The following is a 24,418-nucleotide window of genomic DNA, read 5'->3' on the forward strand; positions in this document are numbered from 1 at the left end:
CGGGTACTGCGCCACAGTCGGGTGGCGCCGAGGATCGCCGCGGCCACCAGCAACACGTTGCGCACGGTCACCAGCAGTACGGCGTTGCGCTGCGAGGCCATCAACTCGTCGAACCAGTACGGGAACTCCAGACAGCTCAGCGCGGTGGCGGCGAGGATCAAACAGATCGGTAGCCGCATCAGCGAGCCGTGCAGCGCGCACACCGCGGCCAGACCGACCAGCCACACCATGTACTGCGGGCTGATCACCCGGCTGGTGACCACGAACAGCAACACCGCGACCAGACTCGCGTCGGCCACCGTCGAGGCCCGCCAGGTGCCCACGCTGACCCGCCACAGCACCAGCCAGCCCAGGGCCAACACGCTGGCCGCCAGGCTCAGTTGGGTGACCAGGTGCACATGCGGGCCGAGGTACTCCATCGAGCCGTAATTCAGCGCGACCCGCCCGGACCAGCCGTGATGGATCGCGATGTGGAACGGCAGGGCGCCCAGCGATTCGATCTCGATGCCCCGACCGCCCTGCGCGGAGACGAACGACAGTGCGTCAGGCATGGTCCACCAGAACGCAAGCAGCACGGCGGCGGCGGTGACCGCCGCGCTCGCCCACACCGCCCGCGCCCGACGCACCGGGCCGATCGGCAGCAGCAGCAATGCCGGCCACACCTTCAGCAGCGCGCCGATCGAGATCAGCGTCCCGGCACCCACGCGGCGCAGCAACGGCCGCGGACCCTCGGGCAGCCGACCCGCGACCAGGACCAGACCGCACACCGCGATGGCGGTGGTGATCAGGTCGTACCGGCCGTAGGCGATGGGACCGCCCAGGGCCACCCCCACCGTCCACACCCAGGCCGCCCACGGCTGGCTGCGCCACTCCACCAGCGCGCGCCACCCGATGGCGCGCCCGACCGTGCGCCGCGGCCGGCAGGCCCCGACCAATACCGCGAACGCGAGCACATCGAAGAAGAAGGAAATCCAGTAGAAGGACACCGCGTAGCTGAACGGCAGCAGCGCGGGCGCCAGGATCACCAGCGCCGCCGCGGGCGGGTATTGCCACATCACGTCGTGATGCGGAAAGCGCCCGTGGGAGAGCACGTAGTACCACTGCGTGTAGATGTACTTCACGTCGTTGGTCACCGAGGGCAGGATGAAGTGCCGCTCGCGCACCGTGAACAACAACAAGACAGTCCGGGTGGCCACGAAGAAGGCGCTGACCAGGACAAACGGTGCGACAACGGGCCACTTTCCCGTTATCGCGCGCCCACGTGTCAGAAGCACCTGGAGTCCACTATCCGGTCGGTCGGATGCGGGCAACCGCCCGCCGGTGTGATCAACGAGCTTATCGAGGACAGGGGCACGCCAGGGTCGATAGCCTCTAATCGATCAGTCATGCCGCGGCGGCGCAGATCACAATTTGTAATCGGGGAGCCGTACGTCCATGTCCTGGCAGGTCCGGCAAATCAGCCGGGAAGAGCACCTCGCTTTCATCAGCGCCCGACCCGCGGTGAGCTTTCTGCAGTGCCCGGCCTGGGGTGCGGTGAAGAATGAATGGCGATCGGAGTCGATCGGGTGGTGCGACCCCGACGGCAAAATCGTCGGCGCCGGTTTGGTGCTCTACCGCCAGATCCCCAAGGTCAAACGCTTCCTGGCCTACCTGCCCGAGGGCCCGGCGCTGGACTGGTCGGCTGTCTCCTCGCTCACCGATCTGCGCGGATTGATGGACCCGATGTTGGCCCACCTGCGCCGGCGTAAGGCGTTCGGCGTGCGGATGGGCCCGATGGTGGTCACCCGGCGCTGGTCCGCGGAGACCATCAAGGCCGCCGTGGCGGGCGGCGCGGCAACCAAGCTCGGTGACCTGACCCCGGACCTGGTGGACCCCGACGCCACCCGCATCGGCGAGATGCTGACCTCGCTGGGCTGGATGCCACCGTCGGGGGCGGCCGGTTTCACCGCGGGTCAGCCGCAATACGTGTTCCAGGTACCGCTGGCCGGGCGCACGTTGGACGAGGTCTCGGCGGGGTTCAACCAGCTGTGGCGGCGCAACATCAAGAAGGCGGAGAAGTCGGGGGTCACCGTCGAGGTGGGCGCCCCGGCCGACCTGCCGGAGTTCCACCAGCTCTACGAAATCACCGCTGTTCGCGACCATTTCACCCCGCGGCCGCTCGGCTACTTCCAGACCATGATGGACACCCTCGGCGGCGAGGACCCGGAACGCTTCCGCCTGTACCTGGCCCGGCACTCCGGCGAGCTATTGGCCGCCACCATCTGGATCCGGGTGGGCACCCACGCCTGGTACTCCTACGGCGCGTCGGCCGACCACAAGCGAGAATTGCGTCCGTCCAACGCCATTCAGTGGCGCATGCTGTCCGACGCGCATGCCGCCGGGGCCACGGTCTACGACCTGCGCGGCATCACCGACACCCTCGACCCGAACGACCACCTGTTCGGGCTGATCCAGTTCAAGCTCGGCACCGGCGGGCAGGCGGTGGAATACCTCGGCGAGTGGGACTACCCGCTCAATCCGCTGTTGCACAAGGCCTTCCAGCTCTACCTGGCCCGGCGCGGCTGATGCTGCGCCTGGAGATCGACCGGGCCCGGTTCGACGCCGGCCTGAAGAAGGTGGCCGGGGAGTTCCCCGGCCTGGTGCCGGTGGCCAAGGGCAACGGATACGGGCTCGGCATCCCGCGGTTGGCCGTCGAGGCCGCTGCGTTGGGCGCGGACACCATCGCGGTCGGCACCGCGGCCGAAGTGAGCTCGGTGGGTGCGGTGCCCTTCGAGCGGGTCGTCGTGCTCACCCCGCACCTGCCCGGCGACGCCCCGCCGAACGGGCAGCACGTGGTGCACACGGTGGCCGGCGCCGCCGGGATACGCGAACTCACCGGCCGGGCCGTGGTCGTCGAGTGCCGCACCTCGCTGCGTCGGCACGGCGTCGACGCGGGTGAACTCGCGGCGGTTGCCGACGCGCTGACCGGTTGCCGGCCGGAGGGATTTGCGCTGCACCTGCCGATGAACCGGCCGTCCGGGGTGAACCCGGTGGCCGAGGTCGACAAGTGGCTGGGTCGGTTGGCCGGGGCCGGGTTGCCCACCGACACCGTCTGGGTGAGCCACCTGTCCGCCGCGGAGATCAACGATCTGACGCAGCGTCATCCAGGTACTCGGTTCCGGCCGCGCATCGGCACCCGGTTGTGGCTGGGCGATCGGGGCGCGTTGCGCGCCCGCGCCCGGGTGTTGGACGTCGAGCAGCTCTGCCGGGGCGAGCGATTCGGCTACCGACAACGCCGGGCCCGCGCGGCCGGACATCTGTTGGTGGTGGCCGGCGGCACCGCACACGGCATCGGGTTGGCCGCCCCGCGGGCACTGGCGGGCGTGGTGTCCCGGGCCAAGTTGGCCGCCGAGGCCGGGTTGGCCGAGGTGAACATGGCGCTCAGTCCGTTCAGCTGGGCCGGGCGGCAGCGCTGGTTCGCCGAGCCCCCGCACATGCAGGTCTCACTGCTGTGGCTGCCGGCCGGTGTGTCGCCGCCCGCCGTCGGGGAGTACCTGGACGTGGACACCCGGATGACCACCACGACGTTCGACGCCGTGGTGGATGTCTCGGGGAGACTGAGCGAGTGATGGCCCGCGCGACCAAGGCCGCCCGCGCGCAGCGTCGGCGCCGGGTGTGGCGTTTCCTGCGCAACAGCGTGCTGTTCATGGCGGTGGCCGCGGCGGTCGGCTACGGCCTGGGCTTCCACCACCGGTACGGGGCCTGGCCGGGGCTGAACGTCGGCGACCGAATCAGCTGGTGCGGGCAGAACTACCGGGCTTCGGTCACCGACCTCACCCTGACCGAGGTGAACGCCGACCCCAACCACCCGGTCGAGCAGCTGTTCAGCTATCCACCGCACCTGCCGCGGGCCGACGTGTTCGGCGTGCCCACGCCGGCCGGCTCCTGCCCCACCGCCCTATTCGTGGACAGCGGTTCGGATCGCTACACCAAGTACCTCCCACCGGCCGGTTGATCCTCAGCGCTTCAGGTTGAACACCGACCCGGTGGTCTGCAACAGCTGGCACTCGTTGGCGAAGGTGCGCTTGTAGGTGACTACGTGCCCGCGGTAGACGCCGGTCGCCCGGGCGGTCACCGGCTGGTAGATCATCGGGCAGGCGACGAACTGCTCCCGCGGGTGCAGCTTGGAGATCTTGCCGTGCGCCAGGGCCAGTGCGTGGCAGGCGTCGGCGGCATGCGGGTGCGACCCGCGGGCCGGATCGCATTTGAGCGTGGCGGTGTGTTTGCCGGCGCTGGAGGAAACACTGAGCACCAGGCGCGTCGCCGGGTACCGGTGATGGTGCGTGGTGGATGCCGAGGCGGCCGCGGCGGGCACCACACTCAGCGCCGCGGCCAGGCCGATACCGGCGGCCAGCGGACGGATGAAAATCGAACGCATGCGCTCCCCTTCGTGTGCGGTCGTCCCTCCCCCGGGACTCACCCACTCCGACGGCCGGGCGGGTGAGAACGTTCGTCATGAACCGGTGATGATTTCCCGGGCACCTGCTCACGGTCGCGCGATGAGCATGGCCTCGTAGTCCCCGCGGGTGAGCAATCGGTTGGTTTGCGCACCGTTGGCCAGTGGGGCGTTGATCGGCTTGCCGTTGAACGTCAGCCGCACCCGGCGCACGCCGGGCAGCGAGGTGGTGGTGAGCACAATCTGGGCGATCGCGGTGGTCTGGTCGGGGGGCGGCTGGTCCACGGCAAGGTCCACGATCGCCACGTCGCCCTGCAGGGAGGTCACCCGCAACCGGGTGGCCGGTGGCAGCGCGCTGCTGTAGCCGCGCTCGCGGTCCCGGCCGTCGGGACCCGCGGAAAGGTCATCGAGCAGCTCCTGCAGCGCGGGTTGACCGGGTGCTGCGTTCAGGGTGCGCATGGCCTGCACCAACACCTCGTCGCTGCTGAAGTACACGTCGCCGGTGGCCCGCGCCGGTTCCGCGGTGTTCGTCGGGGACGGCGTCGAGCTGCCCACCAGTCGCTGCGGCAAGCTCATCGGGTCGATGTCGACCACGTTGCCGCGGCCCAGCCCGCAGCCGGCGAGCACCAGGGCGAGCAGTAGCACCCGGACGATCCGACCTCGCATCACTCAGCCTCCGTCCGAGCGGCCGGTAACCGGACCACGAACCGCGCCCCGGGCCCGTCGTGCTCGGTGCACCACACCGATCCACCGTGCGCCTCCACCGATTCGGCGACGATGGCCAACCCCAGCCCGGTGCCCGAGGAGGAGCCGCGGGCGGTCCGGTTGGTCGCGAACCGCTCGAAGATCCGCTCGCGTTCGGTCGCCGGTACCCCCGGCCCGTGGTCGTCGATGAGCACCAGCACGTCGCCGGTGGATTGCTCGACGCGGACCGCGGTCAGCCCGTGGCCATGCCGCTGCGCGTTGTCGATCAGGTTGAAGAAGGCCCGCTCCAGCAGATCCTTGTCACCGTCCACCATCGAGTCGCCGTCCACGCTCAACACCCCGGCGGGCAGCCCGGCGCGGCCCAATGCGCGAACGATCAGCTCCACCACGGCCACCGGCTGCAGGCGGTCCTCCAGCCCGGCTTCGGTGCGGGCCAGGGTGAGCAGGCTGTCCATCAGTTGCTGGAAACGGTCCAGTTCGGCGGTGACCAGGTCCAGGGCCAGCCGGGAGCGATCCGGCAACTCCTCGCGGCGACGTTCCATCACGTCCACCGCGGCGACCAACGTGGTCAGCGGGGAGCGCAGTTCGTGTGCCACGTCGGCGGCGAACCGGCTGTCCCGCTCGATGCGCCGACGCAGGGTGTCCACCATCGCGTTGAACGACCCGACGATGGTGGCCAAATCCGGGTCGTTGGTCGGCGGCAGCCGGGTGTCCAACAGGCCCCCGGCCACCTGGGCCGCGGTGGCGGCCACCAGGTTCAGCGGTTGCACCACCCGTCGGCTGGCCCAGCTGCCCAACGCGATGCCACCCGCCGCAGCCACGATCGCGCCGGTGGCCAGCACGATCTGCAGGATCCGAATGGTCTCCTTCAACTCGCGCAGCGGCACCACCCGGTAGAAGTCGGCGTCCGGTCGGTGCAGCGGGATGCCGACGATAACCGTGGGCAGCCCGGTGCGGTTGACGGTGATCCGGGCCGGGTGCCCGGACTGCACCCGGCGGCTCAGCGCCGCGGGGATCACCTCCGAACCGACGCCGAGTTGGGAGGAGTACCACTCACCGGCGCGCTCGATGAGGATCGACCCGGACCCGGAGCCGGACCCGGGAGGCCCGGCCTCGGTGAGGATCGCCGGGATATCCGCGTCGGCGCTGTCCAGTTGGTCGGAGACGTAGACGGCATCCAACGAGGCCTGCCGCACCGCGGTCTGCTCCCGCTGGTGGTACAGGTACGCCCGGGAGAAGAGGAACGTCGAGATGGCCAGCGTGCCCGCGATCAGCAGCGCGCCGGCACCGAACGTCATGGCGATGCGACCACGCAGACCGCGGGGCAGGACCCGGATCATTGCCGGTCGAGGCGATACCCCATGCCACGGACCGTGACCACGAGCTCGGGGTTGCCCGGATCCCGCTCGATCTTGGTGCGCAGCCGCCGGATGTGTGCGTCGACAAGGCGCTCGTCGCCGTAGAACCCGTGCTCCCACACGCGTTCCAGCAGAATGCCGCGGCTGAGCACCACCCCCGGGTTGGCCGCGAGCTCGTTGAGCAACTGAAACTCGGTGAGGGTGAGTGCGATCTCGGTGACGCCGAGCCGCAGGATGCCTGCGGCCGGGGCGAGCACCAGCGCCCGGCTGGAGTCGAGGACCAGGTCCGGGGTGGTGGCGCGATCGGTGTTCGCCGTCGCCGCCGCGGCCCGGCGGCGCAGCGCGCGCAGCCGGGCGCTGATCTCCTTGATCTGGAAGGGTTTGGTGACGTAGTCGTCCGCGCCGGCCTCCAGGCCGGCCACGATGTCGTGCGTGTCCAGTCGGGCGCTGACGATGATGATCGGTACATCGCTGAACCGGCGTACCTCGCGAATGCAGGTGAAGCCGTCCACCTCCCCGAGCATCAGATCGACGATCATCACGTCCGGCGCCACGCGACGCATCTGCTGCAGTGCCGACTCGGCCCGATCGGCCTCGCTGACCTCGTAACCCTCGTCCTCCAGGGCCAGTCGCATCGCCGCGCGGATCCGGTCGTCGTCCTCGACGATCAACAATCGGCCCGCCTGCACGGGCGCATCGTGGCAGAGCTACCCGGGGGCCCGGCAGGCCCCACGAGCCGTCACAACGCGATCATCACAGAACCGCAAAGATCGGCCCGCACCGTTGCAACACGACGCCGCGACACTGTGTGCGGTGTCGAAGGCGCCGCGGTGGCCGGTTGATGATTCGTCATCCGAGCCGGCGCGCACTGGATCAATTGGCCCGGACCGGGCTGTGGCGGGTGCTGGAGGTCGAGTCCCGGTGAATCTTCCGCCGCGTTCGGTGCCCGACGTTGCCGAGCAGCTGATGCGTGAGTTCGAGTCGGTGTGCTCGGTCTCGTTGGTGACCGAGATCGTGATGCGGTTGAGCCGCAACGGTGCGGTGTCGCTGCCGGCGCTGGCGGAGCTGGCGCGGCGGGAACTCGCTGCGCTGGCCGGTCCCCCGCAGCCGGTGAGCGAGTTCGGGTGCGCGCCGTAGCCTCCGCCGGGTCATACCTCGACGTGTTCGCCGAGCAGCACGGTCTGGTTGCGCGGTAGGCCGAAGTGTTCCGCGGCGTCCGCGGTGATGTGCGAGGTGGCGATGAACAGCCGCTTGCGCCACATCGCGAGACCGGGCGTTCGACCGGTCTGCAGTTCGATCTTGGACAGGAAATACGTCGCGTCGGACAGGTCGATGCCCCCCTCGGTCTGCTCGGTGGTGAGCGGGGCCAAAGCCCGCGGGACGTCCGGGGTTTCCAGGTAGCCGAAGCGGATAGCGACGTGCGTGATGCCGTCGCGGGGATCACCGAGGTGATCGACGACGAGGCGATCGTCCTCGGGCACCCGGGGGATGATGTCGATTTCGACCGAGGCGATCACCACGCGCCGGTGGCGCACATGATTGTGCGTCACATTCGTGCGTAGGGCGAGCGGCGCGGTCTCCCGGCCCCGGTTCAAGAAGATCGCGGTGCCGGGCACGACGGTGGTCAACCCGCGCATGGCCCGCATGTCCTCGACGAAGGCCTGCAGCGGCCCCTCCAATTCCAGCCGGCGGCGGGTGACCAGCTGACGTCCACGCTGCCAAGTGACCATCACGGTGAACGCGGTGATGGCGATAACCAGGGGCAGCCACCCGCCATGCACGAACTTGGTGGCATTCGCGGCGAAGAACAAAAGGTCAACCGACAGCAGGCCGGTGGCGGCCACCGGAATCAGCCATCGCGGCCCGCGCCAGGTGCGCGCCGCGATGTAGAAGAACAGGATCGTGGTGATCGTGATCGTGCCGGTCACCGCGATGCCGTAGGCGTAGGCCAACGCCGCAGAGCTGCGGAACCCGAACACCAAGGCGAGTACAGACACGGCGAGCAGCCAGTTCATCCACGGCACGTAGATCTGCCCATACGTCGAGCGGGACGTGTGCACAATGCGCAGCCGCGGTAGGTAGCCCAACTGTGCGGCCTGCGCCGCCACGGAGAAGGCGCCGGTGATCACCGCCTGGGCAGCGATCACTGTGGCGGCGGTGGCCAGGATGACCAGGGGTATGCGCAGGGCGTGCGGCGCCAGCAAAAAGAACGGTGCGCTGATGTGTGCCGGGTCCTGCAGGATCAGCGCCCCCTGGCCCAGATAGCTCAGCGCACAGGCCGGAAACACGAAGAACAGCCAGGCGATGCTGATCGGCTTCCGACCGAAATGGCCCATGTCCGCGTACAGCGCCTCGGCGCCGGTGACCGACAACACGACCGCGGCCAGCGCGAAGAACGCGACCTCGAAGTGACCGGTCACGTATTGCACTGCGTAGGTCGGCGACAGCGCCTTGAGGATCGCCGGGTGGTGGTGGATACCCCAGAGCCCCAGGGCACCGATGGTGCTGAACCAGACGATCATCACCGGCCCGAAGATGCGTCCGACCGCCGCGGTGCCGAAGCGTTGGGCCAGAAACAGCAGCAAAATAATCACCGCGGTGACCGGGACGACCGCGTGTGCGAACCCCGGCCGGATCACCTTGATGCCTTCGACCGCGGACAGCACCGAGATCGCGGGGGTGATCATGCTGTCGCCCAGGAACAGCGCGGCGCCCAGGACCCCGAGGCCGGCCAGCACCAGCGCGGTGCGACGACCGGTGCGGCGCCCGGACGATCCCCACCGGCGCAGCAGCGTGATCAGTGCCATGATCCCGCCCTCGCCGTGGTTGTCCACGCGCATGGCCAGCGAGACGTAGGTGACCGTCACGATCAACACCACCGACCAGACGATCAGCGACACCACGCCGAAGACCGCGGTGGACGACACCGCAACCGGGTGCGGGTCTCCCGGATTGAAGACGGTCTGCAGGGTGTAGATCGGGCTGGTCCCGATGTCACCGAACACGACCCCCAGCGCGCCCACCACCACGCCCGCGCGCACCAGGTCGGTGGAGGCCGCCACGCGCGGCACCCTAGTCTGCGGCGCACCGACGGAAAGAAGGTGGCCATGCCCGGTGAGCTGCAGGAGGCCTGGGCCGAGTACCGGGACGCGTCCGAGCGATCCCGCGAACTGCTGGAGTCCACCGCCCGGTTCACCGGTGATCCCGACCTCCAAGGCCCGGCCTACGCCGGTCTGCTGGAGGCGCAGGCGATGGCGTACAACTTCCTGATCGCGCCCACCCGCAGCGATACGCCCGAGGTCTTCTGGCAGTCCACCTGGCACGCCGACCTCTACTGCCTGGGGCAGCCCATCTCCGACTTCCAGTACGGCGGGCTGTTCCTGGACGGCCGCGGCCGCTACCGCGTGCACGGCGGAATCGGCGACCTGCGACTGCTGCCCCTGCAGGTGCACACCCGGGTGCAGGGCGCACCCGGGTCGGCAGAGATCGGCAACTACCTGCTGGACGACCACACCGATGACCGGGGCCGGTTCAGCCTCACCGTCGGTGCGCACGACGACGCCGACATCCGGTTGGACCCGACGTCGGCAGACAACTTCCTGCTGGTCCGGCGCATCGTGGGCGACTGGTTCGACGACGTCGGCACCCTCGACGTCGAGGTGCTGGATGCGCCACCGGCACGGTCCATTGACGCGGCGACCACCGCCGCCGCGATCCGCGCAGCCGCGGGGTTCCTGGAGTACCTGGTGCGGGTGTTCACCGTCGGCCTGCACGATCTCTACATCGCCCGCGCGGACGGCCGGACGAATGCGTGGGCGGTGATGCCCGGCCAGGAAGTGGCCACCTCGCTGGTCGGCAGCCCGTCGACCACCTACGTCCCGGCGGTGTTCCAGATCGCCGAGGACGAGGCGGTGCTCGTGGAATGGGAGCCGCCGAAATCGGCGTACTGGTCATTCCAGGTCGGCGATGTGTGGTCGCGGTCGCTGGACTTCACCCATCGTCAGACGGACCTGAACATGGTCCGTGCCGCCGTCGACCCGGACGGCCGGGTCCGGGTGGTGCTGTGCCTGACCGACCCCGGCTACGCGAACTGGCTGGACCCGTGCGGGCATCGCACCGGCACGCTGGTGGTCCGCAACTACCGAGCGCCCGACGACACCGTCGTACCGACAATGCGGGTGGTGCGGCTCGCCGACCTGCCCGCTCAGCTACCCGCCGGTGCAGCCCGGCGCACTGACGAGGAACGTCGTCGCGATCTCGCCCATCGCCGCGCGGGTATCCGCGCCTTTTTCGGAGGTGACCATGTCCGTTCCTGACCGCCGCGCCGTGTGGACGCCGCCGGCCCGTCCGGAGTGGGTGGCCCGGATCAATGCCGAGGGTGCGGGGATGGACCTGCGCCACCTGGTGCCGCTGGACGCCGACTCCCTGCTCACCGCGGCGCGGGAGGCCACCGGCCTGGACGATTTCGGCGTCGACGACTGGCGGGAACCGTTCGGCATCCTGCTGCGGGCCCTGGACGATGAGGCGCAGCTGACCCTGATGGGCCGGCTGATGACGCGCACCGATCTGCTGCTGTTCCTGCAGGCCCGACTGCAGGTCGAGCAGGCGTACTGCGACCACCCGCAGATCGAGGACGAGCAGATCACCCAGCCGCTGTTCATCGTCGGCCAGGGTCGAACCGGAACCACGTTCCTGCAGGGCCTGCTCGCCGCGGATCCGGAGAACGGCACGCTGCGCACCTGGGAGGTGATGTTCCCCTGCCCGCCACCGGAGGCGGCGAGCTACGACACCGACCCGCGCATCGCGGTCGCCGATCACCTGGCCACGCAGTGGAACCGGGTCACTCCCGAGATCGAGGCCATCCATGAGTTCGCCGGTCATCTGCCGACCGAGAACATCCACCTGCATTGTTTGTCGTTCCGCTCACCCGGCTGGTTGAACCTGCTCGGCCAGGTGCCCAGCTACGTCAGCTGGACGATGACGCAGGACCCAGCGATCGCCTACCGCTACGAGAAGCGGGTGCTGAAGCTGCTGCAGTGGCGCAACCCGCGGCAGCGCTGGATTCTCAAGAGCCCGGTGTGCCTCGCGCAGATGCCCGCGATCCTGCAGATCTACCCGGACGCGGGCTTCATCTGGACGCACCGCGACCCGGTTCGCGCGGTGGCCTCGGTGGTCTCGCTGATCGGCACGCTGTACTGGATGCGCACCGATCAGCCGTTCGTCGGTGACTCGCTGGAGATGTTCACCAGTGCGGACATGGCGGCCGGGATGATGACGTTGCCCATCGGGTGGCTCGAGGACGGCGCCGTGCCGCGCGACCGGGTGCATCACGTCGCCTACCGCGATTTCGTCGCCGACCCGGTCGCGAGTGTGGAGGACATCTACCGACATTTCGGTATTGCGTTGACGCCGCAGCGCCGGGCGATCCTGCAGGACTACACCGACACCCACGCCCGGTCCTCCCGCCCGGCGCACCGCTACGAGTTCGGTTCCGAGGAATTGGTCGCCCACGAGCGCGCCGCGTTCAAGACCTATCAGGACTACTTCAATGTTCCCGACGAGCCGTGAACCCTACGATGCCCGGGTAGCTTGATCATCGGCGACCGTGGGGGGAACGATGGACAGCGGCCAGGCGATCCTGCTCGGAATCGTCGAGGGCGTGACCGAGTTCCTACCGGTGTCCAGCACCGGCCACCTGACCATCGTCGAGAAATTGATGCACCTGCCGATTCGCGACGACGGCGTGACCGCGTTCACCGCGATCATTCAGCTCGGTGCGATCGCCGCGGCGATCATCTACTTCCGCAACGACATCCTGCGGTTGGCCCTCGGGTTCATCAACGGACTGATCAGCGAATCGGTCCGCCGCGGGCCGGACTTCCGCGAGGCGCTGATGGTGATCGGCGGGACGGTGCCGATCGCGATCGTGGGGCTGGCCGCCAAGCACGCGATCGAGGGTCCGTTGCGTCGGATGAGCGTGATCGCGGTGGCGCTGATCGCGTGGAGTGCGGTGATGTATTACGCCGAACGGGTGGCGAACAAACGCCGCGGCGAGTCCGATCTCACCTGGACCGACACGGTGGTGATCGGCGTCGCGCAATGCTTCGCGCTGGTGCCGGGCGTCTCCCGTTCCGGCGCCACCATCAGCGCCGGGCTGATCCGTGGCCTGGATCGGGTCGCCGCGACCCGTATCTCCTTCCTGCTGGCCATCCCGGCGTTGACCGCGGCCGGCGCCCTGGAAGCGGTGACCAAGGCCTCCGATGTCACCCGGGCGGTGGGCTGGGGTCCGACGCTGCTGGCCACCGGGGTCAGCTTCGTGATCGCCTACGCCTCGATCGCCTGGCTGCTGCGGTTGGTCGCCGGGCACCCGATCACCGTGTTCATCGGCTACCGGGTGGTGCTGGGCCTGCTGATCCTCGACGTGCTGGTGGTGCGCGCGCTCAGTTGAGCCTGCGGGTGCCCTCCGGCAGGCCACCGCCGGCGTAGACGTCAATCGCGAGGTTCGCCAGCGCGGTCAGGGCGACGTTCTGGCTCCAAGGGCCATAGGACACCCGGGCCACCCCGAGTCGCGCGGCGGTGGCCAGGTCGATGGCGGCGGGGATGCCGATGATGTTCACCTTCTGCGGGCCCAGGGCGTCGACCAGTGCGGCCACCGTGGCCTCGTCGAGTTTGCCCGGCGCGAAGAAGTTCGACGCGCCCGCGTCCAGGTAGGCGCGGCCGCGCTCGATCGCCTCGGCGAGCACCGCCTTGGGGTCGCGGTCACCGGCCTTGATGAAGATGTCGGTGCGCGCGTTCAGCACGAACGGCACGCCCGCGGACTCGGCGGCCTTCACCGCGGCCTCGACCGCGCGCACCGCGTCGGGCAAGGGCTTCATCTGGTCCTCGAGGTTCGCGCCCACGATGCCGACGTCGATGGCGCGGGAGATCGTCGAGCCGGCATCGCCGTACCCGCCCTCCAGGTCGGCGGTCACCGGCAGGTCGCCCGCGACCCACGCGATCAGCCCGACCGCGGCGATCATCTCCTCGACCGGGATCTTCTCCCCGTCCGGATAGCCGTGGGACGCCGCGACGGAGTGGCTGGCGGTGGCCAACGCCTTGGTGCCCTCGGTCTGGGCCACCACCTTCGCGCTGATCGCATCCCACACGTTGACCACGAGCAGCAACTCGGGATCGGCGTGCAACTGCTGCAGGCGCTTGGCCTTCTCCACGATGTCGGTCATGGCTCCACTGTGCCAACGCGCTACCGACCGCGGAGGATCGGCCCCCAGTCGGTGGTCTCGCGCAACTGCCGCTTCAACACCTTGCCGCCGGGGTTGCGGGGCAGCGGCGTCTCGCTGATCGCCACGTACTGCGGGATCTTGAACTCGGCCAGTCGTCCTTCGAGGTGGGCGAACATCGCGTCGGGGTCGAACGCGGCCGGTGCGGTGGCCACCACGACCACGCCGACCTTCTCGCCCATGACGTCATCGGGCACGCCGACCACCGCCGCCTCGGCGATGCCGGGCGCGCCGGCCAACGCGTTCTCCACCTCCACGGAGTACACGTTCTCACCGCCGCGATTGATCATGTCCTTGGCGCGGTCGACGATGTAGACAAGTCCCTCGTCGTCGATGCGGGCCAGGTCGCCGGTGTGCAGCCAGCCGTCGACGAACGCGGCCGCGGTTGCCTCGGGCTTGTGCCAATAGCCGGCCACCACGTTCGGGCCACGCACCAGCAACTCCCCCACACCTGACACCAAGTCAGGGTCCTTCAGCCGTAGATCGACCACCGGTGCCGCGAAGCCGACCGAGTCGGCGTGCTCGGCGGACCACTCGTCGGGCAGGTAGGTCGCGATCGAGGAGGTCTCGGTGAGCCCGAACCCATTGCCCAACCGTGCCAAGGGGTACGCCTTCTTCAGCCGTTCGACCAGCGCAGATGCGATCGGCGCCCCCCCGTAGGCGACCCGGATCACCGAGCTGATGTCAGTGCCGGCGAAGTCAGGGTTGGCAATGGCCATCGCGTGGATCGCCGGGACGGTGACCAGAATGTTGATCCGTTCGATGGCGATCGTCTGCAGGAATGTGCTGACCCCGAATACGGGCAGGATCACCGTGGCGCCGCCGACTGCCAACTGCACCAGCAGCTGGGTGTTGCAGCCGGTGACGTGGAACAGCGGTACCGACACCAGATTGCGCAACGTCGGGCCCTGTGCACGATCGATCGGCACCACGCGGACCGCGGTCTCGATGTTGGCCACGAAGTTCTCGTGGGTGGTGATCGCGCCCTTGGGCGCCCCGGTGGTGCCGCTGGTGTAGAAGATCGCGGCTGGGTCCTCCGGCCGCAGCCCCTGGACCACCTGCGCCGCCCCGCACGGCAGCGCCTCGCCCGGTCGGAACACGTGGGTGGCGCCGGAATCGGCGAGCACGTAGTCGATCTCCGGCTCGGCGAAACGGGTATTGACCGGCACCACCACCCCGCCGGCGAACAGCGTGCCGAGGAACGCGAGCACCCACTCAACGCCGGCGGGCAGCAGGATCGCGGCCCGATCGCCGGTACGGAATCCGTCCGCCCGCAGGCCACCGGCAACCTCGGCCGCCCGATCCCAGAGCTCGGTATAGGTGAGTCGCGGGCCGCCGACCTCGACGACCGCCTCATGGTCCGGGTAGGCCGCGACGGACGCCCGGATCGCCTCCATCAGGGACTCGGGCAGGTTGTCGTAGCGGGCCACCCCGGAGGCATCGCGGGTGATGCCGTCGAGGGCGAACGGTCCGTGCTTGGTCTCGGTCACGCCCTCAGTCTTTCGTTCGCCTCCTCGGCTGGGGAAGGTCGCAGCGGGCCGGGTCGCCGTTGCGATATCCGACGCTGAGTTCGCGTTCCCGCTGCCGGGGGGTGCCGTGGTGGTCCGGTGAGCGGTAGTCGTAATCCCCCAGCGCGTACAACGCCTGCCCGGCACCCGCCAGATCGCCCGCGTCGAGTAACCCCCGGTCCCCCGCATCGTGCGCCCACACCCCCGCCCAACAGTCGGCCTGCAGCTCGGCGATCTCCACCGTGGGCGGATGCAGTTTGTGCAGCCGCTGTACGTGGTGGGACCACTCGTGTGCCAGCGCCACCGCCGCGGCGAGGTCCCCGAAGTTTCGATAGATCACCCGGTACAGCCAGCCCGCGGACATGTACACGGTGTCGTCGCGCGGGCAGTAGAACGCGGGCGACGCATCATCGGCGCCGTCCACCGGATCGGCCACGGCCACGCCGCACGCGCTGTTGCGGGACCGACCCTGCGGCGCAAGTACCAGCCGAGCCGAGTGGTACGGCGCGGAGTGCTCGCGAGACCAACTCGCCCAGAAGCTGTCCACGTCGTCGGCCACCGCCTGCTCGAAGGCCACGAAGTGGTTGTAGGTCAAGCCGTCGTCGGCCCGCGCCGCTTGCATGGGCGTGCCCACCAGGGCCGCCGCCACCAGCACGCCGAGGAACCCCACCCGCCGCATAACCGCCCCTTCCGCGTCGGGCCGGGCGCCCGAGTGCAGCCGCGACGTTAGGCGGCCGGCGGAGGATTTCGCGGGGTTTTGGCGGCTCTGTGGATAAGCCCTGCGTCAATCAAAGAAGAGGTGAGCCGTACATATTGCCGAGCGGATCGGAGATGAGCTCCAGGCGCGCACCATCGGGGTCGGAGAAGTACATGGAAGAGCCGCCGTGGATCACGTGCTCCACCCCGGCTGCGGTCAACCTGTCGCGCAACCGCGTCCAGCTCTCCGGCGGTACCGAGATCGCCAGATGGTGCAGGCCGCCGAGCACCTCCGCGTACGGGCCGAGGTCGAGGCCGGGGAAGTCGAAGAACGCCAGCAGGTTGCCGTTGCCGATGTCGAAGAAGAAGTGGTTGGAGCCCTGGTAGTCCCGGTTCTCGAAGATCTCGGTCAGCGGGAACTCCAACAAGCCCTGGTAGAACTCGATCGTGCGCCGCACGTCCTGCGAGAGCAGCGCGATGTGGTGCACGCCGCGCGCGCTGCTCGGTGGTCGCTTCCCCGGTTCGGCCAGATATTGCGCCTGGATCCGCTCGCGGTCGGCGTTGATGGCGGCCAGATCGATACCCATATCTCCCCCTCAGACGCCCGCAACCGGTTCGGGATCGGTGAGGAAGGGTTCAGCGTCCAGGTCACGCGCGGAGACCGAGAACTCCAGGGAGATGCCGTTCGGGTCGGTGACGTACACCGACCGGACGATGCCGTGATCGATGATCTCGCTCACGTCGGCGCCGACGTCGGTCAACCGCTCGCGCAACGACTCCAGGTCAACGTCGGATTCGACGCTGACCGAGACGTGATCGAACTGTCTGCCCGACCCGGGCACACCGGAATCCTTCCGGGGTGGCAGTTCGGCGTCCTTCCACTCGAAGAACGCGATGGCCGCGCCGCGTCCGATGGACAGAAAATAGTGACGGTACGGCAGGTGCTCGTTGTTGCCCAGGGTCGCCACCACCGGCATGCCCAGCACGTCGCGGTAGAACCGCACAGTGGCGTCCATGTCGTTGGTGACCAGCACGATGTGGTTCGCCCCGGCGTAGTTAATCTCGGACATCGGATTCCCCGTCAGATCTGGAAGGACAGCGAACGGAAGCGATCGGCCACCGCCGCGTCGCCGCGAGTGGTACCGCCGCGGATCCGCCCGTAGGACGTGAGCACGAGCGAGGCCGGGTCGAAGTCGATGACGGCGGGCAGGTCGTCGACCGGGCCGGGCTCGTAGGCGAGGGGTGCAAGACCTGCATGCCCATCCAGTCCTCGGCGGAGAGGCTTTCGTAGATGCCGGTAGCGGTGTCCAGGTCGGACTGGAGCCGGTCGAGGGCCTCACTCTGCGACAGCACCCGGTGGGACCGGGCCCGCTCGTCCAGCCGGGCCGCCATGGCGCGCAGACCGATCGGCATGTCCGTGGATTCCTGGTTGGCCCGGGCCAACTCGAAGCCGGGGAAGTAGCCCTCGGTGGCGTCGATCATGTGCCCGACCTGGTCGCGCACCTGCCAATTGCTGCACGCGGTCGGCGCCTCCCACGTATCGGATTCGGAGGCCAATCCGATCAAACCCGCCGCCTCCCGACGGACCAACCCCAACAGGGTGTCCTTCGCGGCGAAATCCATGGCGTTGAACTTCGCGGACGTGGTGCCTCCTCGGTGGGGGGATCCGTCCTGTGGTGGCATCCTTCAGGACGCTTCGCGCTGCGTGAAGCCCCCGAGCGCCACCGAATACTCGTCGCGGGTCGCGTCGTAATGAACGGTGTACGTGGTCGGGTAGAGACCACTGCGCTGGTAGGCGGCCGGCTCCTTGAGCTGCTCGTCGAGCGGGGTGTGGGAGAGCAGCCAATCGCGGGTGATCATCGGCTCGAGAAAGATGACGTTGCCGTTCCAGGAGCCGCGGATCATCTCCTCGGTGAAGTCGTACTGGTGCGGCGTCCGGATGATTGCCTTGTCCGCCCAGTGCAGGCCCATCAGCGGAACGGTGTTGCTGACCGCGGTACCCGGCGGCGGGGCAAAGTCCGTCGGCATGTACTTGGTATCGGGTAGGTTCTCCGCCTTGGTGGCGAAGTCCTCGTTGGCCGGATCGACCTCCTTGGACACCGACTCGTCCGCGATGAAGAAGTGGTAGTCGAAGTGCGGCTTGTCCCAGATGCCGGGCGGCTCGTGCCCCATCGGGTTCCAGTAGAACTCGACGTGGTTGAGCACACCGGTACCCACCGCGCTGGGGAACTCGAGCATCACCGGCACGGGGTGTCCCTCGGGCATGTCGTTCGGCAGTGCGCGCAAGGCGGCCCCAGTCATCCGCACCCCGACCTCGACCGGCTTCCCCGCCGCGTCATTGACCACGTAGGTCCATACGGCGCCATCGCCCATCGGCTTGCTCGGCCCGGTCGCCGTCTGGCCCGGAGCGGCTGTGGCCGTGGCCGTGGGAACCACCGCGGCGGACGCGGTGGAGTGCCCGTCGGTGCAGCCGGCCAGCAGGGTCACCGCGACGGACGCGGCGGCCGCCGCACAGATTGCTTTCATGGCACAACCTCTCGGGTGCGGCCCACGACGACCTCGGAGCGGTCGATGGGCACCTCGTATGTGGGGACGTGGCGACGTGCGTTGAGGCGATGCACTGCGAATCAGGGATGCGCGGTGGCCTGGTGCGCTGTGAGCACGATGGTCGGCACCCGCTCCGGGCCGAGCCATCGCCCGAACCGGTGCTACTTGCGCGCGATCGCTGCGGAGGCGGGCCCGGCCAGCGGCAGGATCTCGACCGAACGGAAGCCGGCTTCGGCGCACCAGCCGCGGAAGTCCGCGCCGGAGAAGTCGAAGGCGTCCCCGAACTCGATGAGCATGTTCAGCGACATCATCAGACCGAAGGCGTTCTCCCGACGGTCGTCATCGATGATATTCTCCACCGCGATGAACACACCGCCGGCGGGCAGCGCCTCGTAGGCCTGGCGGATCAAGTGCAGTTTCCGCTCCAGGTTCCAGTCGTGCAGGATCATGCCCATCGTGATCACGTCGGCCTTGGGCAGCCGGTCGGCGAAAAAGTCACCGCCCACCGCCTCGACGCGGTCGGTCAGCTTGGCGTCGGTGATGGTGCGCTCGGCGATCGGCACCACGACCGGCAGGTCGAAGCTGGTGCAGCGCAGATGCGGATGGTGCTGCGCGAGGATGATCGAGAGCTGACCGGTGGCCCCGCCGACGTCGCAGGTGGTCTGGTACGGCGAGAAGTCGAACTTTTGCGCCAGTGCGGTGAAGTTGCCCACCGAGATACCGGCCATGGCCCGCATGAACTGCTCCAGCCGCGCCGGGTCGGCGTAGAACTGCTCGAACATCGAGGTGCCGGTCTGCTTGACCTCGTTCTGCGGCCGGCCCGTCTGCAGCGCCTCGGTCAGCCCACCCCAGAACGGGTACAGCCGCGCGTCGGCCATCTCCAAAAAGCCGCCGAAGTAGGCGGGCGACTTCTCGTCGAGGAAGGTCCCGGTGTCCAGGGTGTTGCGGTAGGTCGCGGACGGCCCGGAGCCGTCGCGCTCCAACAGCCGCAGGGCGACCAGCGTATCGAGGAAGTCATAGGTGGCCCGCGAGCCGAAGCGCAGTCGGTCGTGGAGCTGGTCGCCGGTCATCGGCCCCTCGCCGAGCACCGTGAACAGGCCGAGACCCACCGCGGACAGCAACGTCTTGGACGGCCAGAAACCCATACCGATCTGCAGGATCGCGGTGGGGTCCGGCGCGGTGGGTTGAGCGCTCATGGTGGCTCCGATCGGCAGTGGGCGCCCGGCAGGGCACGGGCGGGGTATTGCGGTCCGGCCGTCATCCGCGGCGGTACGGATACCGTGATACACGCTCACCTTCGGACGCGCCAGAGACGCGCGGGCACGGGCAGTCGGCACGCCACTGCCGGCCCATCGATTTGCCGAGATCAGTGGCTGACGTCAACGCGTAGCGCGAAGCTTGGGCAGCGGCGCCCAGGTGACTGGAACCTCCCGCATGATCAGCGCCGAGTCGAGCACCACGCTCCCGGCCGGGAAACGGGTCCGGTCGTCGAAATATGACGAGTGCGCGCGGATGACCACCGCCGGCTCGACCTTCCATGCGGCAGTGCGCAGCTCCAGGCCGTCGAAGTGTGCGGAATCACGGGTGGCGGAGAAGCCCACGGCGCCCCTTTCGAAGAAAGCCGAGGCCTCCGCAACGTTCCGGAAGATAGCGCTCCCTTCCAGCTCGTCGACGACGCGGATCGCGACGTCGACCTCGGCTGAACCGTCGCGCGCGGTGTACGCGACGTGCACCTCGCTCGGCGTTTCCTGCACCCGGAACGTGGCCGGGAAGTGCAACCCCGGATACAGCCGGCCGCCGACTGCTCGGTTCACCATCGAATCGCTGTCCCGTCGGGGAATGTAGACCCCGGTACCGCGCCCTTGCGGGGATTCCCATTCAACAGCGACCCGATGTGCCGCGTTCTCACTGCGCAACCCCAGCTGCCGGGGCAGGCCCTTGATGCGCATTCCGCCGAGCCGGATCAGACAGATCCCGGCCACCGCCGCACCGTCGACCAGGTGCGGCTCAAACGGTGCAGGAAGGTGGCGGGCCATAACCTCGGGATCCACCCGATAGTTAATGAGCAATCGGCGTTCGATCTCGCCCTGAATCAGCGGCGGCTTCATTGCGACCCCCTCGGGCTCCGGGCCATCCGTCTTCAGGATGCGCCACCACAACGTCGGCCGCGTCCTGACCGCCCAATTCGGGGCTCGGAATGCAGGTTGCAACGAGGGTGGCGTCAGAGGCGCCGCGATCGCCTCAATCGGCGCAACGTGCATCCCGAGCCGCGCCGCGGCCATCTTTTGTGGAGCTGAGGGGATTCGAACTCCTGACCCCTTCCATGCCATCACGGTCCGAGGGGTCCTTTACAGCCCGTGTAGTGCGAGGTCAGGATCCTGGCCGTCCGCCGCCGTCGGCCCAAATCCAGGGCGGTTGCTACAGAATCTGCTACACGCCGTAGCCGGAGAAATGGTCATCGGCTCGCGCCGGGCGCGGACTCGACCACGTCGATGATGCGGCGGCTACAGGGGCGGATCTTCCAGCGGTGGCCCGATGATCTGGATGCCGTTCTCGGCCGCTGCCCGCATCAGTCGGTCGATGTCAGGAGGGGTCGGCGCGGGCAGGCCGGGGGCCGACGCCGGTTCGCCGGCCGCCCGGACGAAGTCCTCGAACCCCGCGGGGGTGGTCAACAAGAGGAAGTGGGCTTCCTCGGAGTCGACGCGGAAGCGGTGCTCGACATTGCGTGGGCCGAAGACGAAACCGCCGTCCGTGACCGTGCGCTGCTCACCGGCGAATTCGACCGTGAGTTGGCCATTCAGCACGTAGAACATCTCGTCCGCGGCGGTATGCACGTGCAGCGGCGCTCCGTGGCCGCGCGGAGCGTGAAACTCGGCGAGGAACAGTCCGCCGCCGTTCTGCGTGCTCGTCGTCTTGTAGGTGACGCGGGCACCGAGGAACCAGTGCGGCTCTCCTTCGGTGGCGTCCAGTACGTAGCCGATCGGAGCACTCACTTGTGCCGTCCTGTCCGTGGCAACGGGTCGCGCCCAGCGGAACGTGGCCGCCAATAAAGACTTTCATATGGTCACGGGACAACGAGGCACTGATGCGGCCGTGTCATCGGCACGACGCGAGTCGCCAGGTGTTCGGCAATGCGTCAGGTGGCCCACGAGAAACGCCCCCGACCGATTCGGTCGGAGGCGCTCGGGCGGCTCGAGTGGAGCTGAGGGGATTCGAACCCCTGACCCCTTCCATGCCATGGAAGTGCGCTACCAACTGCGCTACAGCCCCGATCGACGCCCCTGGCGTCGGGGATGCAGGCTAGCAGCCGACGGCCGTCGCCCGCGAAAACACCGTCAGCGGGCGCCCTCTTCGCGGCTTTGCTGCAATGACGGCGCCCCGGCATCGTGGGAGTCCCACGGCGGGCGCACCACGTTGACGCAGGCCGACGTCGACTCTGCCTGCTCCGATCCGGACGCGTCGCCGCCAGGACGCGCGTCCTGCTCGGCGCCGCGCAGAAGGTCGCTCGTGGAGCCCGAGTTCACGCCCTCGGGCTCCACCAGGTCGCGGCGGTGTTTTCCCTCACTCATCCGGCGTGCAACGGTGCCTCGGCGGGCGCCTTCTTTTGGCCGGCCTGTGCGGCCGGGGGCGCTGCGGTTTCGGCGGGCATCCAGTCGTCGCTGTCGTGCGGCAACTTCCAGGCCTTCCAGGCCGCGGCGGCACCCGCGCCGAGCAGCGTCAGCATGAGGGCCTTGCGGCCCCAGCGGCGCGACTTCGGCTCCACCATCGCATGGCCGGCCAACGCCTGCGCGGCCGCGCTGCCGCGGCGGGCGGCCTCGGCGCGCCACGGCTCGGTGGCCGCGATGCCGTCCTTCACCCGGGGCAGCACCTCATCGACCATCATGTCGCGGGTCTTCATGCCTGCGGTGGCCAGCGCCGGGGCAACCACCTCTCGGGTCTTGGCACCCGCGGTGGCCAGCGTCGGGACGACGTAGCTCCTCAGGTCCTCGGCGTTGTCGCGCAGCACAGCAGTGGCCTGGTTGCGGCTCATTCTGGGTTCCCCTTTCAATTTCGTCTCCCCTGTTCCTTCCCGCCCGTGGCCCCGCCACTCCCGCGCGCTCTCGCGTGCAAGGATTGTCACGACCGCCGAGCGGGCGGTCGTTGTGCCGGGAAGAGGTGCCAGTGGCCGCGCAGCACGCCGTCATCCACACGAACTTGGGCGACATCAGGGTTCGCCTGTTCCCCGACCACGCTCCGACCACGGTGAAGAACTTCACCGAACTGGCCGAGGGCAAGCGGGAGTGGACCGATCCGCGGACCAACGCGCCCTCCACCGAGCCGCTGTACAACGGCACGATCTTCCACCGGGTGATCTCCGGGTTCATGATTCAGGGCGGTGACCCGCTGGGCACCGGCACCGGCGGCCCCGGCTACCGGTTCAAGGACGAGTTCCACTCCGAGCTGATCTTCGACCGGCCGTACCTGCTGGCCATGGCCAACGCCGGCCCGAGCACCAACGGCTCCCAGTTCTTCATCACCGTGGTGCCCACTCCGTGGCTGACCATGAAACACACGATCTTCGGTGAGGTGGCCGACGAGAGCAGCCGCGACGTGGTGGAGGAGATCGGCGCCGTACGCACCGGCCCGCGCGACCGTCCGACCCGAGACGTCGAGATCACCAGCATCGACGTCGAGTACAGCTAGCCCAGCGCGCTCGTGGCCAATATCGACAGCGTCCCCGGCGGTCCCCCGGTCTGTTACCGCCACCCGGATCGGGAGAGCCATGTCCGCTGCGGGCGGTGCGGCCGGTACATCTGCCCGGACGACATGGTGTCCGCGGCGGTCGGTTTCCAGTGCCATGAGTGCGTCCGGGCGGGCAACAAAGGGGTTCGCACCCCGCGCACGGTGACCGGCGGGGTCGCGCGAACCAACACCGGCGTGATCACCATGGCGATCATCGGGATCAACGTCTTCGTGTTCCTCGCCGTGCAGGGCTCGGATCGATTGCTGGAACGGCTGCTGCTGACCGCGTACTCCAGCGACGGTCACGGGGTGGCCCAGGGCGGCTGGTACCGACTGATCAGTGCGACATTCCTGCACCAGCAGACCTTCCACATCCTGCTGAACATGATCGTGTTGTGGATGTTCGGCCGACCGCTGGAGGCTCAGCTCGGCCGGGTCCGCTACATCGTCACCTACCTGATCTGCGGACTCGGTGGCTCCTGCGCGTCCTATTTGTTCAACCCGCCGGGTACCGCGTCGCTGGGTGCCTCCGGCGCGGTGTTCGGGCTGATCGGCGTGCTGCTGGTGGTGGAACGCCGGTTCGGCTCGAGCACCCCGAGCGCGCTGATCTACCTGGCCATCCTGCTGTTACCGGGCATCGTGATCAGCAACGTGGACTGGCGCGCGCACGTGGGCGGGCTCATCGTCGGCTTCGCGCTGGGCGGGATCTACGCCTACACCCCGCGGTCGAACCGCACGTATTGGCACGCCGGGCTGTGCGTGGCGATCACCGCAGCGCTGCTGGTCTCCGTCGGCGTGCGCACGCATCGGATCAAGGAGCAGGTGGCCCAGCGGTTCGGGCCGGGCATCTCCTTCGAGCTGGTTGTCCACACTGGGGACAACCCATGTGGAGAACTACAGCGGTGTAACTCGGTCCGCGGCTAGCGCCACTGGGTGGCGGTGACGAACCCGCCGGTGATGAACGCGAAGCCGACCAACAGATTGGCGTTGCCGATGCCCGGCATCGGCCAGTCGCCGTTGCTCACGTAATAGACGACGATCCACAGCAGCCCCACCATGAACAGGCCGACCATCAGCGGCGCCACCCAGTTCGCGCTCGGACCCAGCTTGACCGCCTTGGGCGTGGGCGCCGACTTGTCATCCTTCTTCCGCACCCGCGACTTGGGCATG

The 24,418-nt window shown here is 68.6% G+C and carries 28 protein-coding genes and 1 tRNA gene; 9 read left to right on the forward strand and 20 right to left on the reverse strand.

The features are described from left to right. Positions 1-1,196, reverse strand: a 1,196-nt coding sequence (locus VGJ14_03490; GenBank protein ID HEY2831463.1) for a glycosyltransferase family 87 protein, incomplete at its 3' end; no start/stop codon positions are given. Between the two features lie 238 nt (positions 1,197-1,434). Between VGJ14_03490 and VGJ14_03495 the strand changes: the two genes are divergently transcribed. From VGJ14_03495 to VGJ14_03505, 3 genes are read left to right on the forward strand one after another with little or no spacing between them, the layout of a single operon-like run. After that, positions 1,435-2,565 (forward strand): peptidoglycan bridge formation glycyltransferase FemA/FemB family protein, encoded by a 1,131-nt coding sequence (locus tag VGJ14_03495; GenBank protein HEY2831464.1) that lies wholly within the window; start codon positions 1,435-1,437, stop codon positions 2,563-2,565. Then, positions 2,565-3,608, forward strand: coding sequence for an alanine racemase (locus VGJ14_03500; GenBank protein HEY2831465.1), 1,044 nt, complete (start codon positions 2,565-2,567; stop codon positions 3,606-3,608). The genes VGJ14_03495 and VGJ14_03500 overlap by 1 nt, the downstream gene beginning before the upstream one ends. Next, complete coding sequence (locus tag VGJ14_03505; protein ID HEY2831466.1) at positions 3,608-3,994, forward strand: hypothetical protein; 387 nt, start codon at positions 3,608-3,610, stop codon at positions 3,992-3,994. The genes VGJ14_03500 and VGJ14_03505 overlap by 1 nt, the downstream gene beginning before the upstream one ends. A 3-nt stretch (positions 3,995-3,997) precedes the next feature. Here the strand turns inward: VGJ14_03505 and VGJ14_03510 are convergent, their stop codons facing one another. The 4 genes from VGJ14_03510 to VGJ14_03525 all read right to left on the reverse strand — a co-directional run bounded on the left by VGJ14_03510 (position 3,998) and on the right by VGJ14_03525 (position 7,187). Beyond that, positions 3,998-4,417: an SSI family serine proteinase inhibitor gene (locus tag VGJ14_03510; protein HEY2831467.1), complete on the reverse strand. Its 420-nt coding sequence runs from the start codon at positions 4,415-4,417 to the stop codon at positions 3,998-4,000. A 108-nt stretch (positions 4,418-4,525) separates the two neighbouring features. After that, on the reverse strand, positions 4,526-5,101 hold the full coding sequence (locus VGJ14_03515) for a GerMN domain-containing protein (GenBank protein ID HEY2831468.1): 576 nt from the start codon (positions 5,099-5,101) through the stop codon (positions 4,526-4,528). Next, complete coding sequence (locus VGJ14_03520; protein ID HEY2831469.1) at positions 5,101-6,438, reverse strand: HAMP domain-containing sensor histidine kinase; 1,338 nt, start codon at positions 6,436-6,438, stop codon at positions 5,101-5,103. The genes VGJ14_03515 and VGJ14_03520 overlap by 1 nt, the downstream gene beginning before the upstream one ends. Positions 6,439-6,476: 38 nt before the next feature. Then, positions 6,477-7,187, reverse strand: a complete 711-nt coding sequence (locus VGJ14_03525) for a response regulator transcription factor (protein ID HEY2831470.1) — start codon at positions 7,185-7,187, stop codon at positions 6,477-6,479. 232 nt (positions 7,188-7,419) lie between these two features. Here VGJ14_03525 and VGJ14_03530 point away from each other — a divergent pair, with 232 nt between their 5' ends. Further along, positions 7,420-7,635: a hypothetical protein gene (locus VGJ14_03530; protein HEY2831471.1), complete on the forward strand. Its 216-nt coding sequence runs from the start codon at positions 7,420-7,422 to the stop codon at positions 7,633-7,635. An 11-nt stretch (positions 7,636-7,646) separates the two neighbouring features. Here the strand turns inward: VGJ14_03530 and VGJ14_03535 are convergent, their stop codons facing one another. Beyond that, positions 7,647-9,560 (reverse strand): KUP/HAK/KT family potassium transporter, encoded by a 1,914-nt coding sequence (locus VGJ14_03535; GenBank protein HEY2831472.1) that lies wholly within the window; start codon positions 9,558-9,560, stop codon positions 7,647-7,649. Between the two features lie 45 nt (positions 9,561-9,605). Between VGJ14_03535 and VGJ14_03540 the strand changes: the two genes are divergently transcribed. From VGJ14_03540 to VGJ14_03550, 3 genes are read left to right on the forward strand one after another with little or no spacing between them, the layout of a single operon-like run. Next, entirely contained in the window at positions 9,606-10,814 is a 1,209-nt protein-coding gene (locus tag VGJ14_03540) for a hypothetical protein (GenBank protein ID HEY2831473.1), read from the forward strand. Next, a complete protein-coding gene (locus tag VGJ14_03545) occupies positions 10,801-12,066 on the forward strand; it encodes a sulfotransferase (protein ID HEY2831474.1) in 1,266 nt (421 codons plus the stop codon). Before VGJ14_03540 ends, VGJ14_03545 begins: the two co-directional genes overlap by 14 nt. Before the next feature lie 49 nt (positions 12,067-12,115). Next, the gene (locus VGJ14_03550) at positions 12,116-12,946 is read left to right on the forward strand and encodes an undecaprenyl-diphosphate phosphatase (GenBank protein ID HEY2831475.1); all 831 of its coding nucleotides are present in this window, start codon (positions 12,116-12,118) and stop codon (positions 12,944-12,946) included. Here the strand turns inward: VGJ14_03550 and VGJ14_03555 are convergent. The 13 genes from VGJ14_03555 to VGJ14_03615 form a co-directional block, all read right to left on the reverse strand. After that, positions 12,939-13,718 (reverse strand): isocitrate lyase/phosphoenolpyruvate mutase family protein, encoded by a 780-nt coding sequence (locus tag VGJ14_03555; GenBank protein ID HEY2831476.1) that lies wholly within the window; start codon positions 13,716-13,718, stop codon positions 12,939-12,941. The genes VGJ14_03550 and VGJ14_03555 overlap by 8 nt on opposite strands. 20 nt (positions 13,719-13,738) lie before the next feature. Next, on the reverse strand, positions 13,739-15,265 hold the full coding sequence (locus tag VGJ14_03560) for an AMP-binding protein (GenBank protein HEY2831477.1): 1,527 nt from the start codon (positions 15,263-15,265) through the stop codon (positions 13,739-13,741). Between the two features lie 4 nt (positions 15,266-15,269). After that, entirely contained in the window at positions 15,270-15,962 is a 693-nt protein-coding gene (locus VGJ14_03565; GenBank protein HEY2831478.1) for a neutral zinc metallopeptidase, read from the reverse strand. Between the two features lie 109 nt (positions 15,963-16,071). Continuing rightward, positions 16,072-16,566 (reverse strand): VOC family protein, encoded by a 495-nt coding sequence (locus VGJ14_03570; protein ID HEY2831479.1) that lies wholly within the window; start codon positions 16,564-16,566, stop codon positions 16,072-16,074. 9 nt (positions 16,567-16,575) lie between these two features. Next, positions 16,576-17,049: a VOC family protein gene (locus tag VGJ14_03575; GenBank protein HEY2831480.1), complete on the reverse strand. Its 474-nt coding sequence runs from the start codon at positions 17,047-17,049 to the stop codon at positions 16,576-16,578. Further along, positions 17,036-17,602 (reverse strand): maleylpyruvate isomerase N-terminal domain-containing protein, encoded by a 567-nt coding sequence (locus VGJ14_03580; protein HEY2831481.1) that lies wholly within the window; start codon positions 17,600-17,602, stop codon positions 17,036-17,038. Before VGJ14_03580 ends, VGJ14_03575 begins: the two co-directional genes overlap by 14 nt. Positions 17,603-17,665: 63 nt before the next feature. After that, positions 17,666-18,505, reverse strand: coding sequence for a DUF5602 domain-containing protein (locus VGJ14_03585; protein HEY2831482.1), 840 nt, complete (start codon positions 18,503-18,505; stop codon positions 17,666-17,668). 182 nt (positions 18,506-18,687) lie between these two features. Further along, entirely contained in the window at positions 18,688-19,722 is a 1,035-nt protein-coding gene (locus VGJ14_03590) for a methyltransferase (GenBank protein HEY2831483.1), read from the reverse strand. Positions 19,723-19,905: 183 nt separating this feature from the next. Beyond that, positions 19,906-20,634 (reverse strand): DUF2071 domain-containing protein, encoded by a 729-nt coding sequence (locus VGJ14_03595; protein ID HEY2831484.1) that lies wholly within the window; start codon positions 20,632-20,634, stop codon positions 19,906-19,908. Positions 20,635-21,030: 396 nt separating this feature from the next. Beyond that, complete coding sequence (locus VGJ14_03600) at positions 21,031-21,519, reverse strand: quercetin 2,3-dioxygenase (GenBank protein ID HEY2831485.1); 489 nt, start codon at positions 21,517-21,519, stop codon at positions 21,031-21,033. A gap of 204 nt (positions 21,520-21,723) precedes the next feature. Then, positions 21,724-21,796: transfer RNA gene (locus tag VGJ14_03605), tRNA-Ala, on the reverse strand. 65 nt (positions 21,797-21,861) lie between these two features. Next, positions 21,862-22,095 (reverse strand): hypothetical protein, encoded by a 234-nt coding sequence (locus VGJ14_03610; GenBank protein HEY2831486.1) that lies wholly within the window; start codon positions 22,093-22,095, stop codon positions 21,862-21,864. Further along, positions 22,092-22,556, reverse strand: coding sequence for a hypothetical protein (locus tag VGJ14_03615; protein HEY2831487.1), 465 nt, complete (start codon positions 22,554-22,556; stop codon positions 22,092-22,094). The genes VGJ14_03610 and VGJ14_03615 overlap by 4 nt, the downstream gene beginning before the upstream one ends. A 131-nt stretch (positions 22,557-22,687) precedes the next feature. Between VGJ14_03615 and VGJ14_03620 the strand changes: the two genes are divergently transcribed. Next, positions 22,688-23,209 carry a peptidylprolyl isomerase gene (locus VGJ14_03620; protein ID HEY2831488.1) on the forward strand — a complete coding sequence of 174 codons (522 nt, stop codon included), beginning with the start codon at positions 22,688-22,690 and terminating at the stop codon, positions 23,207-23,209. Positions 23,210-23,221: 12 nt separating this feature from the next. Then, the gene (locus tag VGJ14_03625; protein HEY2831489.1) at positions 23,222-24,172 is read left to right on the forward strand and encodes a rhomboid family intramembrane serine protease; all 951 of its coding nucleotides are present in this window, start codon (positions 23,222-23,224) and stop codon (positions 24,170-24,172) included. Here VGJ14_03625 and VGJ14_03630 read toward each other — a convergent pair. Then, positions 24,169-24,417 carry a cell division protein CrgA gene (locus VGJ14_03630; GenBank protein HEY2831490.1) on the reverse strand — a complete coding sequence of 83 codons (249 nt, stop codon included), beginning with the start codon at positions 24,415-24,417 and terminating at the stop codon, positions 24,169-24,171. The two genes, VGJ14_03625 and VGJ14_03630, sit on opposite strands and share 4 nt — an antisense overlap. Position 24,418: the final 1 nt, after the last annotated feature.

The sequence above is a fragment of the Sporichthyaceae bacterium genome (assembly GCA_036493475.1).
Classification (GTDB): domain Bacteria; phylum Actinomycetota; class Actinomycetes; order Sporichthyales; family Sporichthyaceae; genus DASQPJ01.